The sequence below is a fragment of the Serratia sp. 1D1416 genome (genome assembly GCF_003641105.1).
Classification (GTDB): domain Bacteria; phylum Pseudomonadota; class Gammaproteobacteria; order Enterobacterales; family Enterobacteriaceae; genus Serratia; species Serratia ficaria.
The window spans coordinates 4,203,228-4,216,762 of the sequence record NZ_CP032738.1 but is presented as its reverse complement, the minus strand read 5'-3'; the positions used below and the strand labels follow the sequence as shown (position 1 = coordinate 4,216,762).

Annotated in this window: 14 protein-coding genes and 2 pseudogenes; 4 read left to right on the top strand and 12 right to left on the bottom strand. The window is 55.5% G+C overall.

Going from position 1 to position 13,535, the window contains the following annotated elements; all coding sequences use genetic code 11:
* Positions 1 to 66: 66 nt before the first annotated feature.
* From D7I37_RS20400 to D7I37_RS20370, 8 genes and pseudogenes are all read right to left on the bottom strand, one after another.
* The gene (locus D7I37_RS20400; RefSeq protein WP_129544250.1) at positions 67 to 588 is read right to left on the bottom strand and encodes a pyridoxamine 5'-phosphate oxidase family protein; all 522 of its coding nucleotides are present in this window, start codon (positions 586 to 588) and stop codon (positions 67 to 69) included.
* A 2-nt stretch (positions 589 to 590) separates the two neighbouring features.
* Positions 591 to 1,421: a class I SAM-dependent methyltransferase gene (locus tag D7I37_RS20395; RefSeq protein WP_129544249.1), complete on the bottom strand. Its 831-nt coding sequence runs from the start codon at positions 1,419 to 1,421 to the stop codon at positions 591 to 593.
* 276 nt (positions 1,422 to 1,697) lie between these two features.
* Positions 1,698 to 1,975: pseudogene (locus D7I37_RS20390) on the bottom strand (hypothetical protein); the annotation flags it as partial.
* A gap of 154 nt (positions 1,976 to 2,129) precedes the next feature.
* Positions 2,130 to 2,291 carry a hypothetical protein gene (locus D7I37_RS27090; protein ID WP_165283114.1) on the bottom strand — a complete coding sequence of 54 codons (162 nt, stop codon included), beginning with the start codon at positions 2,289 to 2,291 and terminating at the stop codon, positions 2,130 to 2,132.
* A gap of 107 nt (positions 2,292 to 2,398) precedes the next feature.
* Positions 2,399 to 3,286 (bottom strand): YghX family hydrolase, encoded by an 888-nt coding sequence (gene yghX, locus D7I37_RS20385; protein ID WP_061795281.1) that lies wholly within the window; start codon positions 3,284 to 3,286, stop codon positions 2,399 to 2,401.
* Positions 3,287 to 3,389: 103 nt separating this feature from the next.
* The gene (locus D7I37_RS20380) at positions 3,390 to 5,441 is read right to left on the bottom strand and encodes a TonB-dependent copper receptor (protein ID WP_129544248.1); all 2,052 of its coding nucleotides are present in this window, start codon (positions 5,439 to 5,441) and stop codon (positions 3,390 to 3,392) included.
* A gap of 216 nt (positions 5,442 to 5,657) precedes the next feature.
* Entirely contained in the window at positions 5,658 to 6,089 is a 432-nt protein-coding gene (locus D7I37_RS20375; RefSeq protein WP_129544247.1) for a DUF2946 domain-containing protein, read from the bottom strand.
* 206 nt (positions 6,090 to 6,295) lie between these two features.
* Positions 6,296 to 7,675, bottom strand: coding sequence for an NAD-dependent succinate-semialdehyde dehydrogenase (locus tag D7I37_RS20370; protein ID WP_129544246.1), 1,380 nt, complete (start codon positions 7,673 to 7,675; stop codon positions 6,296 to 6,298).
* A gap of 110 nt (positions 7,676 to 7,785) precedes the next feature.
* Here D7I37_RS20370 and D7I37_RS20365 point away from each other — a divergent pair, with 110 nt between their 5' ends.
* Positions 7,786 to 8,658, top strand: a complete 873-nt coding sequence (locus tag D7I37_RS20365) for a LysR substrate-binding domain-containing protein (RefSeq protein ID WP_061795283.1) — start codon at positions 7,786 to 7,788, stop codon at positions 8,656 to 8,658.
* Positions 8,659 to 8,711: 53 nt separating this feature from the next.
* On the opposite strand, the gene D7I37_RS20360 is transcribed toward D7I37_RS20365, so the two are convergent.
* Together D7I37_RS20360 and D7I37_RS20355 are read right to left on the bottom strand one after the other, a co-directional pair.
* On the bottom strand, positions 8,712 to 10,013 hold the full coding sequence (locus tag D7I37_RS20360; protein ID WP_083950336.1) for a sorbosone dehydrogenase family protein: 1,302 nt from the start codon (positions 10,011 to 10,013) through the stop codon (positions 8,712 to 8,714).
* Between the two features lie 11 nt (positions 10,014 to 10,024).
* Entirely contained in the window at positions 10,025 to 10,450 is a 426-nt protein-coding gene (locus D7I37_RS20355; protein ID WP_061795284.1) for a DUF2231 domain-containing protein, read from the bottom strand.
* A gap of 190 nt (positions 10,451 to 10,640) precedes the next feature.
* On the opposite strand from D7I37_RS20355, the gene D7I37_RS20350 reads away from it, so the two are divergent.
* From D7I37_RS20350 to D7I37_RS27450, 3 genes and pseudogenes are all read left to right on the top strand, one after another.
* Positions 10,641 to 11,531 carry an AraC family transcriptional regulator gene (locus tag D7I37_RS20350; protein WP_061795285.1) on the top strand — a complete coding sequence of 297 codons (891 nt, stop codon included), beginning with the start codon at positions 10,641 to 10,643 and terminating at the stop codon, positions 11,529 to 11,531.
* Positions 11,532 to 11,537: 6 nt separating this feature from the next.
* Positions 11,538 to 11,945, top strand: a complete 408-nt coding sequence (locus D7I37_RS20345; RefSeq protein ID WP_061795286.1) for a DUF2000 domain-containing protein — start codon at positions 11,538 to 11,540, stop codon at positions 11,943 to 11,945.
* Between the two features lie 204 nt (positions 11,946 to 12,149).
* Positions 12,150 to 12,257: pseudogene (locus D7I37_RS27450) on the top strand (DNA mismatch repair protein MutT); the annotation flags it as partial.
* Between the two features lie 278 nt (positions 12,258 to 12,535).
* Here D7I37_RS27450 and D7I37_RS27735 read toward each other — a convergent pair.
* A complete protein-coding gene (locus D7I37_RS27735; RefSeq protein ID WP_371415234.1) occupies positions 12,536 to 12,886 on the bottom strand; it encodes a putative adhesin in 351 nt (116 codons plus the stop codon).
* Positions 12,887 to 12,913: 27 nt separating this feature from the next.
* The gene (locus D7I37_RS20335) at positions 12,914 to 13,501 is read right to left on the bottom strand and encodes a recombinase family protein (RefSeq protein WP_129544245.1); all 588 of its coding nucleotides are present in this window, start codon (positions 13,499 to 13,501) and stop codon (positions 12,914 to 12,916) included.
* Between the last annotated feature and the right edge of the window lie 34 nt (positions 13,502 to 13,535).

The window sequence follows — 13,535 nt, the reverse complement described above, 5'->3', positions numbered from 1 at the left end:
AAAGCAACTCATTGCACATTTAGTGGTTACTAGGATTTATTTTGGGGTGATTTTAATACTTGGGAATTAGCTAGAGCTTCGCGAGTTGATTAATGTGTTTAGATCAACCGCTATTCTCCGGTCTTGCCGGCTCTCCAACCAATGATCAATATCTAACAGCCACCACTCGGAAATCTTCAATTCATAAAATCGGCGGGCACCTTTCCCGATAAATTCATCCAAAGGCGGCATCCATGCTGCGCGTAAGGTTTCATCGGGGAAGTTATTGAGGCCGAAATAATGGTGCGCTTCGGCACTTTCGTGCTCGGGGATTTCACGGCAAAGGCCGGTAAATTGAGCGCCATCTAAACCAAGTGGAGATACCCCCTGCAAGTCAGTACGAAATACTGAGCCGCTCACTAGTTCATGCTGTCGAATATTTTCAGAATGCCTGGCAGTACGCATCGAACACCAAAGAATTCGGACAGGCGAAAAGACCGGAACATAGTTAACCGTTGATGCCCAGACCTCCCCGGCTAGCGAACGGCTGGCAAGCGTGAAAAAACGCGCATTCTGTAGCAAAGAGAGACTTCTTTCTGCCTTCGACATAATTAGCCTCTACTCTGTTGGGAAACAGATGTGTAGTCCTTGTCATTTTTGATCCCTTCAACGATCGCCGCATGTGGGGAATGCAGATAACCATCAAGCGAAACACCGTGCTCTTGCTCAGGTTGAGGAGGCTGTAATTGTCGCCAGGAAATAGAGTGAAACCCGGCTTTACGCAGTGTCGATATTAGTGTTTCTTCGGACCAATAATGCGCTTTAATATTGACGTCATAGGGAGGCTGACAAATGTGCAGATTAACCAAGCTGCCATCTGTTCGTTTCTCTTTTTCTATCAGGCGAAAACCGTAGGGGCGGTAATATTCTGGATCTGGGTTGAATTTAGGGTGTATTGGTAAAGTAATAAGACGTCCACCGGGTTTTAAAAGCCAAGCCATCGTTTCACTCATTTTCAGTAATTTTTCTTTATCCGGCGCATAAGGCATTACATAGATAGCTAAGACGACATCAAATTGTTCCTTAAGGTTATTATCTAATGTTGCGACATAGGATATCCCTTGGGGGTGTTTTTGTTCTAAGCGTTTAGCATAGCTCAACATTCCCTCTGAAACATCGTACCCCACGATCTTCCTGGCACCTCTGCCCTGTAACCAACGAGAAATAAATCCTGGTCCACAGCCAAAATCTAGCACGTTCAGCCCTGTAAGATCGCCCAGCAAAGCACCAATCGTCGGGATTTCCAAGTATTTTCGATAGGGTGCAGAGAACATTTTTTCATAAAAGTCGGCATGAGCATCAAAAGTTTTCTCATCAAAATCATGAGATGTCTGTTGTTGCTTACCAATAAAATTTGATGGGCGGTTCAGTTCAACACTCATACTACCTCACTACTCAAGGGTGAATAAAAATAGTTCTACACGAAATTATCCCAATCAATAAATATTACTCTGGATTTAATAAAATTTATTACTCTATGAAAAACTTGGTAAAATAGTGAACTAAGGTAATTGTATTTTCATCTTCCCATAAAGATAGTAGTTAATGGGCACTGTTGCAAATGTAGGGAGGATAAAGATAGCTACCCTATGCAAAAATATTATATTTCAAAGGTGTAAGCTTGGCGAACGGAAATTATTGTACGCTAAGCATGCTTTTTAAGCAGACTCAGCATCCTTATACAGAGCCCGGGTGCGACAAGCCTGAGAAACACTGTAGCCCGTAGCTTCTGCCGTTTCACGGATATTCAATTTTTACCTGCAGGTAAATACATTACTTTCTGATGTCGTTCACCGTTAGCTTGCTTGCCCCGATATTTACTCAGTATATGTGCTCGCTCGATTAAAATATCATTGCGATGGCTGTCCATCAGTAAGCGTCCCTGTTCCGGGCGGTCAAGTATTGTACCGCTGATGTTCTCCCGGTAGTAATCGGCGTACAAAATTTCATCGCCAACACCCGCTAATAAGCAATTGGCCACGCAGCCGGGCCGCAGCTTCCAGTTGGGAGTTAACGTCGATTTCTGATAAACCGCCCGGCATGCGCAATGCCGGGTTTTTATCTCTGCGGAATAGGGGAAAAGCGGGGTATTACATGAACAGAAAGCGATCGGCCAGCTGGATGGAACGTTCAATTCGCGGCGGCAGCGCATCGTCATAATCTGCGCTTTCGGCAGCCTGCGGGGCAACCTCGTCGGCCTTCTCGATCAGCAGGTCGCTGAGCAGGGCCCAAAAACGATGGATACTTTGCATATTCCCTCCGGTCATTAATTACTCTGAGGCTGATAGTAATCGCCGCCGGCCCGGATGGGAAAAACTTAAAAAACATATCTTAAGATCCTAATCGCATATCGGCCGGCTCAGCTGAGATAGCGCTGGAACCAATCCAGCGTGCGTTGCCAGGCCAAATCGGCCGCCGCCCGGTCATAGCGCGGGGTGGAGTCGTTGTGAAAGCCGTGATTCACGCCGGGGTACATATAGGCCTGATACCTTTTGCCGCCCGCCTTGAGCGCCGCTTCGTAGGCCGGCCATCCCTCATTGATGCGGGCATCCAGTTCCGCATAGTGAAGCAGCAGCGGCGCCCTGATGCGCGGCACTTCGTCGGCCCGCGGTTGGCGGCCATAAAACGGCACCGCCGCCGCCAGCTCCGGATAGGCGACGGCGGCGGCATTGGCCACGCCGCCGCCATAGCAAAAGCCGGTGATGCCCACTTTGCCGGTGGTATGGGGATGCTGCATCAGGAACTCCACGGCGGCGAAAAAGTCATTCATCAGCCTGGCGGGATCCAGCCGCTGCTGCAGTTCGCGGCCTTGGTCGTCGTTGCCCGGATAGCCGCCGACCGAACTCAAACCGTCGGGCGCCAGGGCGATATAGCCCGCCTTGGCCACGCGCCGCGCGACGTCTTCGATATAAGGATTCAGGCCGCGATTTTCATGGACCACCACCACGGCCGCCACTTTACCGGCCGCCTTGGCCGGACGGACCCAATAACCGCGCACCGAACCATGGCCGTTAGGCGATGGATAGGTAATATATTCCGCCTTAATATCCGGATCGGTAAATTCAACCTGCTGAGCCAGCGCGTAGTTTGGCCCGATCAGGCTGAGCAGCGCCATCGCCGTCAGGCCGCCGACGGCGTACTTGGCCGCCAGCTCGAGGAATTCACGCTTGGTGATTTTGCCATGCGCGTAGTAGTCGTAGTACTCGAGCAATTCCGGGTGAAAATCTTTTGCGGTAAGACGAGACATAGGACCTTCTCCAGCGATTGGCGTTAGCCCTATAGATAGCCGATGGTGAAAATATGCGCAACCTTTGCTGGCCGGGCGAGAGCGAACCCTCGCCCGGTTTCGCTCAGAAGCTGACGTTCAGCTTGGCCCACAGGGTGCGGCCCGGTTCGTTAACCGAAGTATTGGCCGAATAGCCGAAGGCGCTGTTGCCCGCCAGATTCAGGTGCTCGCTGTAGGTTTTGTTCAGGATGTTGTCCAGACCGGTGCTCAGCTTGACGTTTTTGTTCACCTTATAAGCCAGGTTCGCGGACAGCACGCCGAAGCCCGGGCTGGCGGCAAAGTCTTTGCCCACCACGTTGCCCTCGTTGATCGCGACGCGATGCTGGCTGCTGACCAGCCGCCACAGGCCGGTGCCGCTCCAGTCGCCGCGCTCGTAGGTCAGCCCCAGGCGCGCCTCCAGCGGCGGGATCTGCGGCAGCGGCCGGCCATCGGCGGTATTTTTGCCCCAGGCATAGGCCAGGCTGGCGTCGGTTTTCCAGCGTTCGCTCAACTGATAACCCAGGCCCAGCTCCGCGCCCATGATATTGGCGTTCACGTTGTCGGCCTGGCTGATGCGCGCGTTGCGCGGATCGTATTTGAACAAAATAAAATCCTCGACTCGGCCGACATAGCCCGAGATCCAGCCGTTAAGGCGCTTGCCGCTGTATTGCGCGCCGACGTCCAGCTGGGTGGTTTTCTCGCTCTTGACGCTGGAGAACGGATCCCGGCTGCCGTTCGGCCCAAAGGTGGGCGAGAACAGCTCCCAGTAGTCGGGGAAACGCTCGGTATAGCCGACGCCCGCGTACAGCATCAGCGGCAGCGCCGCCAGGGTATGTTCGACGCGCATAAACCCGCCGGGCAGGGTATCGGAACGCTCCGCGTCCTTGCCGTTGGTGAAGTTCTCCGCCAGGCTGCGATCGAGGCGCGCGCCGCCGATCACTTTGCTCCGTTCGCCGGCCGCCCAGCTCAGCTCGCCAAAGACGCCGTAGTAGTTGAACTGGGCGTCTTTTTGCCAGGCACCGCGGCTCATGCTGCGATGGGTATTGGTTTGGCTATCCACGCCGCTTTCCAGTTTTACCGCCTGCCATTGCCAGGTGCCCATCACGCGGCCGCCGACGGTGCGCCGATCCAGCTGCATCGTCATGCCGGAAGCCATGCCCATGCCATGATGGCCGCTCATGCCGCCATGCCCCGGAGAGCGCAGGCTGGTGTTGTCCATGATGTGATTGGCATGGTGGTAATAGACCTGCGCCTCCAGCTTGTCGAACACCTGCCCGAGGTTGGATTTCTCAACGCGCATGCCCAGGCTTTCGCGTTTGAACTGCGAGCCTTCCATGCTGCGGCCCGCATAACGCGCTTCACCGTTGCCGCGGCCCATGGTCACCTCCAGCAGGGTATCGTTGTCGGGCGTCCAGCCCAGCGCCAGATCGCCGTTCCATTTATCCCAGCGCGAGGGAACCCGGGCGTGATCGCCATCCCGGTAGTCGTCGGAGCGCGATTTATTGGCCATCAGCCGCAGGTAGCCTTGCTCGGCGCCGAGGCTGGCGTCGATATTTTCGTCCCAGCGGCCGTTGGAGCCGGTCAGCACGCTGGCGTTGGCCTTGACGCCGGGTTTATCGAAGCGCGGGCGTTCACGCTCGAAGCGCACCGTGCCGGCCGAAGATCCCGGCCCCCACAGCACCGTTTGCGGCCCTTTGGTGATGGTCAGCAGGTCGTAGCTTTCCGGCGAAATGTAGGAGGTGGGCGCATCCATCCTGGCGGGACAGGCGCCCAGCATCTCTGATCCGTCGGTGAGGATTTTCAACCGGGAGCCGAACATGCCGCGAAACACCGGATCGCCGTTGGTGCCGCCGTTGCGGATCTGGGCAAATCCCGGGACGGTTTTCAGGTAGTCGGCGCCGTCGCTGGCCGGCACCGGCTGCCGCGGGGTTTTCGGCGAGGTGACGATGGTCAGCGGGGAGTAGAGCGGCGCGCTGACGGTGATGACCTCGTCGTCATTGGTTTTGGCGGCGCCGTCGTGCCGAGGCGGTTGAGCGGCCTGGCCCTGGAAGGCCGCCAACAAAAATAGCGGCATGGCGGCGGCGATGGAGCGGCTTACGGCGTTCTTTTTATAATCTGCAGCGAGTGTGGACATCATCTTTCCTTAATGTAAAAACGGTTTCCGTCGGTGGCGGTAAATAATTCAGGCACGGGGCGGCCTGGCGATAAACGCCACCGTAAATACGGGGTCAATCCAATTCGCTGACTGGAATAACCTTAAGAATAGGGCGTGCGACGCTATTTTATTCAGGCGAATTAAATCGGCCCGGTTGAAACCTTCAACGGAAATAATAGGGCGACGGTACGGCTATTTTTAAATCAGCGGGAAAGACGCGGGCGGGGCGCGGGGCTGTAATTCGGTATGAATGACGTGGGCAAATAAAGGGAATAGGGCGTATATCGGCGGCGGGCGGGAGGTGAGCGACCCGGACCAGAACAGCGGCGCGCCGCTCAAATCCAGCAGCGGCGCGTGGATCAGCAGCACGCAGTAGCCGCAGGCGCTGTCGTCCATCATCATCGCCATGGTGTGGCTGCCGGCGCCAGCGTGCGCCTGCGGCGGCACCGGCTGATGGTGCATCGGCATTTCCATGCCGCAATCCGCCATGACGGTCGTTTCAGCGCTGCCGACGCGGGCATGCTCCAGGGATCGCGAGACCACCGGAGCGATGAACAGCATCAGAATAGCAAAGATCCCTAACCAGGCGGGCGCCAGGCTTCGCGATGCATTGGTCTGAATTAACGACACATTTAACCTAAATACAGGGTTAACATAGGGTAGGTAATTGTACTGGTTTATGCTGCAAATGTTAAAACATTTTATGCCGGGTCAACGGCGTGTAGATTAATATATTTTTATGTTGTCTGAATAATGAGCCGATTAATTTTTCCGGCATAAAATATGCCCGGAAAAATAAGCGGGAGAGCGGCACATTGACGCTCTCCCGGCAGAGATTAGCGGTTTTGGCCCGCCATCAGCACGTATTTCACATGCACATATTCTTCGATGCCATAGTGGCCGCCTTCGCGACCATAGCCGGAATGCTTGATGCCGCCAAACGGCACCGAGGCGCTGCCGACCGAACCGGAGTTCAGTATCACCATTCCGGCCGCCAGCCGTTTCGACAGGCGGAACGCCCGGCCGAGATCGCGTGTCCAGGCGTAGGCCACCAGGCCATATTCGCTATTGTTGGCATTGCGGATGGCCTCCTCCTCGTCGCTGAAGCGGTAAATCGCGAACACCGGCCCGAAAATCTCGGTGTTATGCACGGCAAACGTCTCGTCCAGACCGCAGAGTATGGTTGGCGGGTAGAACAGGCCACCTTTCTCGTGCGGCTTTCCGCCCAGCCGCACCGTGGCGCCTTTCCCGACCGCATCATCGACCAATGAAACGACTTTATCCAGTGCCGCCCGGTTGATGAGCGGGCCGACGACAAACTCCTGTTGCATCCCCTGATCAACGCGAATTTTGGCCACTGCGGCAGCCAGTTGATCGAGGAACCGTTCGTAAATGCCATCCTGAATGAAAATGCGATTAGGTGAAATGCACACCTGGCCCGAGTTGCGCAATTTGGCGCTGACCAGAGCGGCGACCGCTTCTTCGATCGGACTGTCGTCGAAAACAATAAACGGCGCGTTGCCGCCCAGATCCAGGGTCATGGTTTTCAGCGTGGCGCCGCAGGCTTGCGCCAGCAGTTTGCCAACGCGGGTTGAGCCGGTAAATGAGATTTTGTGTATGCGCGGATCCTGGGTAAAGGCTTCGCCGATGGCGTTGGCATCGCCGGTCACCATCTCAAAAACCCCTGGCGGAATGCCCGCGCGCCGGGCGTATTCCAGCAGTTTGTAGGCGGTTAACGGGGTTTCCTCCGCCGGCTTGATGATCATGGTGCAACCAGCCGCCAGCGCGGTAGCGATTTTGCGCGTGATCATCATGAACGGAAAGTTCCACGGCGTGATGGCGGCCGTGGGGCCCACCGGTTCTTTCATCACCAGCACCGAAGCATCGGGATCGTGGGAGGGCAGAATATCTCCGTTCAGGCGCTTGGCTTCCTCGGCATACCATTCGATAAAGCCCAGTCCATACTCGATCTCCCCCAGGGCTTCGCTCAAGCATTTGCCGTTCTCTTTCACCATGATTTCGGCGAAAATTTGCCGGTCCGCACGGACCAGCTCGTACCAACCGCGCAACAGATCGCTGCGTTGTTTTGCGGTTTTAGCCGCCCAGGCCGGAAATGCGTCGCAGGTACGGGTAATGGCCGCCGCCACTTGTTCGTTATTCATAAACGGGGCTTGGCCGACGATGCTACCGTCGGCAGGGTTGATGACTTCAATCATTAGGCGTGATTCCTCAGCAGGTTGACGCCACCGATAATGCGGCGTTAGCTTTTTAGCCACAATCGATTAAAATCACCCGATTGTTGAGAAAAACTAAATGGTCAACGCTGATGCGCGATCTCCCGCCGTTAAATGCATTGCTAGCCTTTGAGTACGTGGCCAGAACGGGCAGCGTACGAGCCGCCGCCGAGGGCATGTCGGTGACGCCTGGCGCGGTAAGCCGGCAAATTCGCCTGCTGGAAGCGCATTTCGGCACCGCGCTTTTTCAGCGGCATGGGCGCGGCCTGGTGCTGACCCCGCCCGGCAGCGTCTATTTCCAGCAAATCAGTGAGCATTTCGCCGGCCTGCGCCGCGCCGGGCAACAGCTTTATCGCAATGCCGGCCGCGCGGTGATTCGGCTGCATTCCTTCACCACCTTTGCCACTCGCTGGCTTATCCCCAGGCTGTCTAACTTCCAGCTGGCCAATCCTGATATTGACGTGCGGTTGACGACGGCGTCCGAGTGGGACGACGGGGTAGACTGCGACGCGGCAATTCGACTGGGTGAGGGCGACTGGCCACCGAATCGCGCCGCGGCGTTAGTCAAAAACCTGTTGGTGCCGGTTTTCCGCCCTACGGAGGCGGGCGGGGCGAGGCTGGCGTTGGCGGATCTGGCGCAACAGACGCTGCTGATGGTGCGCGGTCGCCCGGATGACTGGCGACGGTGGTGCGAAGCCTACGGTGTGGACATGGCGACGTTGACCCGGCGGCGCGACATGGAAAGCTCGGCGTTAGCCTATCAGGCTGCGCTGGCAGGGCAAGGCATCGCACTGGCGCAGCGAGTGCTGGTCGAGGATGAGCTCAACGCCGGCACGCTGATGGCGATGGACGAAAATCAATGGGACTGTGGAAACCTGACCTATTATCTGGTGTGGAACCCGGCCAGCCCGAAAGCGGCAACCATCATGCGATTGGAAGCCTGGCTCACCGAACCACACAGGTGACGATGTCACTGATTAAATAAAGGGCGTTGCCCTTGGGCAACGCCCGCAGCGGCTTATTTTGCGCTGACGCGCCAGACGCTGTTGCCGACGTCGTCCGCCACCAACAGCGCGCCTGATTTGTCGATTGCCAGCCCGACCGGGGCGCCGCGCAGCTCTTTTTCATCGTCAGAGACAAAGCCCGTCACCACCGGCCTGGGGGTGCCGACCGGCTTGCCTTGCTCAAAAGCGACGTAGGCCACCCGATAACCGCTCAGCGGCGAACGATCCCAGCTGCCATGCTCACTGATAAAGGCGCCGCCACGATAGCCGGCCGGCAAGTTTTCGCCGGTATAGAACAGCAGGCCAAGCGGCGCCACGTGCGAGCTGATGGCATAGTCCGGCTTGATGGCTTTCTCCACCAGATCCGGGCGCTGCGGTTTCACGCGATGATCGATATGCTGCCCGAAATAGCTGTAAGGCCAGCCATAGAAGCCGCCGTCCTGCACCGAGGTGAGATAATCGGGCACCAGGTCGGCGCCAATCTCGTCGCGTTCATTGACGATGGCCCACAGCTTGCCGGTCCGCGGCTCCCACTGCAGCCCGGTAGGGTTACGCAACCCGCTGGCGAAAATGCGGCTGGCGCCTGAGGCGGTATCGACTTCCAGCACCGCCGCGCGGCGATACTCAACCGCCAGACCGTTTTCGGTAATGTTGCTGTTGGAGCCGACGCCGACATACAACTTTTTACCGTCCGGGCTGGCCAGCAATGCCTTGGTCCAATGGTGGTTGATGGTGCCCGGCAGGTCCGCCAGCACTTTGCCGGGATCGGTAATCTGCGTTTCCCCTGACTGATAAGGATATTGCATGATGTTGTCGGTATTGGCGACGTACAGCGTATTGCCGACCAGCTGCACGCCGAACGGAGAGTTAAGGTGCTGCAGAAAAGGGTGTTTTTCCCATTGCCCCTCGGCGGTTTGCCGCAGCAGGGTAATGCGATTGCCGCCTTTGCCGCCCTTGCCGGATTGGCCTTTGACCAGCCCGCCAATCAGCTGTTTGGGCGTAGTGACGGCCTCGGTGCCGGGCCCGTTGGACTCCACCACCAGGATGTCGCCGTTGGGCAGGGTCAGCAGCTGGCGCGGGTGCAGCAGGCCGTCCGCCACTTTTTCAATTTTCAGGTCTGCGGCGACCTTGGGCATTTGATCCGCCTGCCAGCCTACGCCTTTTGGCACCTGCATGGGCGGCATTAAAAAGTTCTGCGCCGCAGGCAACTCGGGATCCGGCCCTATCTGCCGCTCAGGATCGATAGCCGCTTTATTGTCGCAGCCGGCCAGCATCAAGGTGGCTGAGATGGCGATCGCCATGGTGGTTATTTTCATGTGGAATCTCCTTATTTTGCGCGCGCGCCGACGGCCAGCAGTATGTTGGCGATGCTCAGTAAAACGACAACGATTACCGACAGAACAACGCCTTGCGGTACAACGGCGTAGGCGTCCCGGCTATGCACGAAGGCGTTGACGATGGCGAGCGCGATAGCCAGCAAATTCAGCCAGAAATGGAGCTTTACCGGCGAGGATGGCGGCCGGGATGCGCCAACCCATACCTGAACCAGATTTATCAGGCGCGGGATAATGGCCAGGACCAGGCCGATAGCGATCAGCCAGCTGGCGGCCTGTACCCAGAGGATCTCCGCATTGCAGGCATAGATGATGTCGAAAATCATCGCCGCCGTAAAAAATCCATAAGGCAGCGGATTCAGCCATTCATAAACCGCTAGCGCGAATGCTGAGTGCCGTGCTGTTGCTTGCGTCGTCATTCAGGTATCTCCATGAAAATGATTTTTAAAGGATTGCAGCCTTTAAAGCATTGTTCACTTTCGCGGGTTTGAACAATTTGCGACGATTTTTTAGCACCGGATGTTAAACATTTAGCGTTTAAATTTAACTTACGCGGACATAAAATAACCTTATTCGCTATTCACATTGATTCGGCTGGGGAGTTGTCTAATGAAGACGGCGGGGGGCAGAGACTGGGTCAGGCTCCAGCGCGATGATGAAACCGGCATCGAAAGCGTACACGCGCATTTTCGCGGCCACGCTTACGATCCGCACGATCACGACGAGCTCCTGGTAGGCGTAACGCAGCAAGGCTTGCAACGCTTCAATTGCCATCGCGCGTTGCACACCAGCCGCCCCGGCCGAGCCATTCTCATCGAGCCCGGCGCGGTGCATGACGGCCACGCGCCCGAGGCCGAGGGCTTTACCTATGCGATGCTCTATCTGCCGCAGGCCTGGGTATCAGACCTCATGCAGCGCCGCGGCCTGGGCGATATCTCTGCGATCGAAGCGGCTTTTCGCAACACGCTCGCCGACGATCCCTTGCTGAGCACGGCGATACAGCAGGCTTTTTTTGCCGTTCATCACCGGGAAGGCCGCCTGGCGCGCGATCAGGGTCTGGACCACCTGATGACGCTTTTGGCGCGCCATATTCATCTGCGGCCAGCGTCTCAACGGAACGATTCCCTCGTTCAAATGAATCTGGTCAGGGATTACCTGCACGAGCGGATGGCCGATGATATCGGGCTGGAGGCGCTTTCGCGTTACTCGGGCATCGATCGATTCCGTCTCAGCCGGCAGTTCAAGCAGGCTTTTGGGCAATCGCCGCATGCTTATCTGGTGCGCCTGCGCCTGCGCGCCGCGCGTTTGCTGCTGGCTCAGGGGACTGAGCCCGCCGTGGCCGCGCTGCAGGTGGGGTTTGCCGACCAAAGCCACCTGGGGCGTTGGTTCCAACGCGCCTACCGGCTGTCACCGGCGGCCTATCAGCGCCAGTGCACAAACGTTCTATACCGATCGGCGCGCGATCTCCGAACATGCTGTTTTAAGTATGACGGAGAGTGATACAAGATGTTCGATACCAAAATTGCCTTTATCGTGCGTGATGATCTGCCGGCCTGGCAAAGATTGAACGTGGTGGCGTTTCTCGCCACCGGCATTGCGGCCGCAGCGCCTGAAATCATTGGCGAACGCTATGTGGATTCGCTGGGGCGCCAGTACGGCAGCATTTCCGGCCAGCCCATGCTGATCTTCGAGGCGGATCTGGCCAAGCTGCAGGGCGCGCATCGCAAGGGGCTGGAACGCGAGCTGACGCTCATTCCTTATGTGCACGCCATGTTTTCAACCGGGCATGATGAAGCCAATCGGCAGGTGTTCCTTGCCGAACGGCCGGACAATCTGGACCTGGTCGGCCTGGCAATCCATGGCCCCAAAAAGGCGGTAGATAAGGCCATCAAGGGAATGGCATTGCATCGGTAAGCGGGGATTGAGGTAGGCGGCTGCCATGAACAGAGCCGGGCGGCCGCCGAGATGTTGTGACGACGTCACGAAATTATGTTAAATAAAGGACGTTTTAGCCGGTTCCTACGCAGCGCGATCAAAAAGCAGGGTGATTTCGTCGCATCAGGTAAAAACATGTCCGTTCATCACAATGTAAATACAGTGGCTATAGGCGGAAAAGCTATGCGATCGCGGCCGGCATCCAGACTTTTGATTATCGAACCTGCAGGAAAGGTTTTACTGTTCAGATTCACGCACGGTTCGGACGCGCTGGCGGGAAAATCATATTGGCCTAGTGGAAGCGAAGCTACAAAAAGCGACATTTAGTGGGGGGCTGAGTAGCCCCCCTCTGATACTGTATATATTAAATAATGCCTCCAAAAATGATGGAGGACTCATTTTTATCACAATGCAAAAATATTTATATAACAGTCTGTAATACTGTTTTTTTGAGTTGAAATCCATTGCAATAAATTAGAAATTATAAGTCAGCTTGTTTATCCTGCATGCGACACTGTGAATAATCTCATATCTTTTATTTTTCAACTGAATAGCCCTAAAAACATCACTCATGTGAGCCTTCCCCCTAGAGAGATAGTAATAAGATCATATTCAGCCGTTGGATTCAAATTTCTGAATATTTCATTGTATTGTAAAGAATAGTTATTAATTAAGTCACCTGGCAGCTTAATTTCCACAGGGGGCAAAGGATACCCTTGCAGTAAGTGAAATACTTTTGTGCCTATTGATGGTCTGTTTTCCTCACTATTAAAATATAAAGTTACACCATTAGGTACATAAATTACTCCAGAACCATGCCTTATAAAATCTCGGCGCGGAGTATATCCCCCATGTGATAGTATTAGAGCTTTTCGAGCATTAAAATTCAGAGATTTGATAACTACATTTTTAATTGACAATTAAATATTCTCCAATGTGATTTTATTCTAAATTACGAGGGTAGTGGAGGCTTTTACTCTCAGAATAGTTTGTCGGGTAGTATTGAATTCACGGGCCACGTCACTCACAGTTATCCCCATGCTGAGCCGTTCTAGGACCGATTTCTTCTGTTCATCATTCAGCACAGAGGGGCGTCCGAAGCGTTTCCCTGATGCCCTGGCCCGTGCAATACCAGCGTGTGTGCGCTCGATTAGCAGATCCTTCTCAAATTCCGCTACGGCAGAAATCACCTGCATGGTCATTTTCCCTGCCGGGCTGGTGAGATCCACGCCGCCCAGTGCCAGGCAATGAACCCGAATATCTGATGCAGCCAGCTGTTCCACCGTTTTTCTGACGTCCATAGCATTTCGTCCAAGACGATCCAGTTTGGTGACAATCAGCACATCGCCATTTTCCATTCTGTCGAACAGACGGGTAAATCCCGGTCGCTCGCTGGCAGCAACGGAGCCACTGATGTGCTCCTCGATCAGACGCTGGGATTTGACGGCAAAACCAGCTGCTTCAATTTCTCTGCGCTGGTTTTCCGTGTTCTGTTCCAGAGTGGAGACGCGACAGTAAGCAAAAACGCGTGACATAATGAAATTTCCGTCCGAAAAGGATGTACGGATT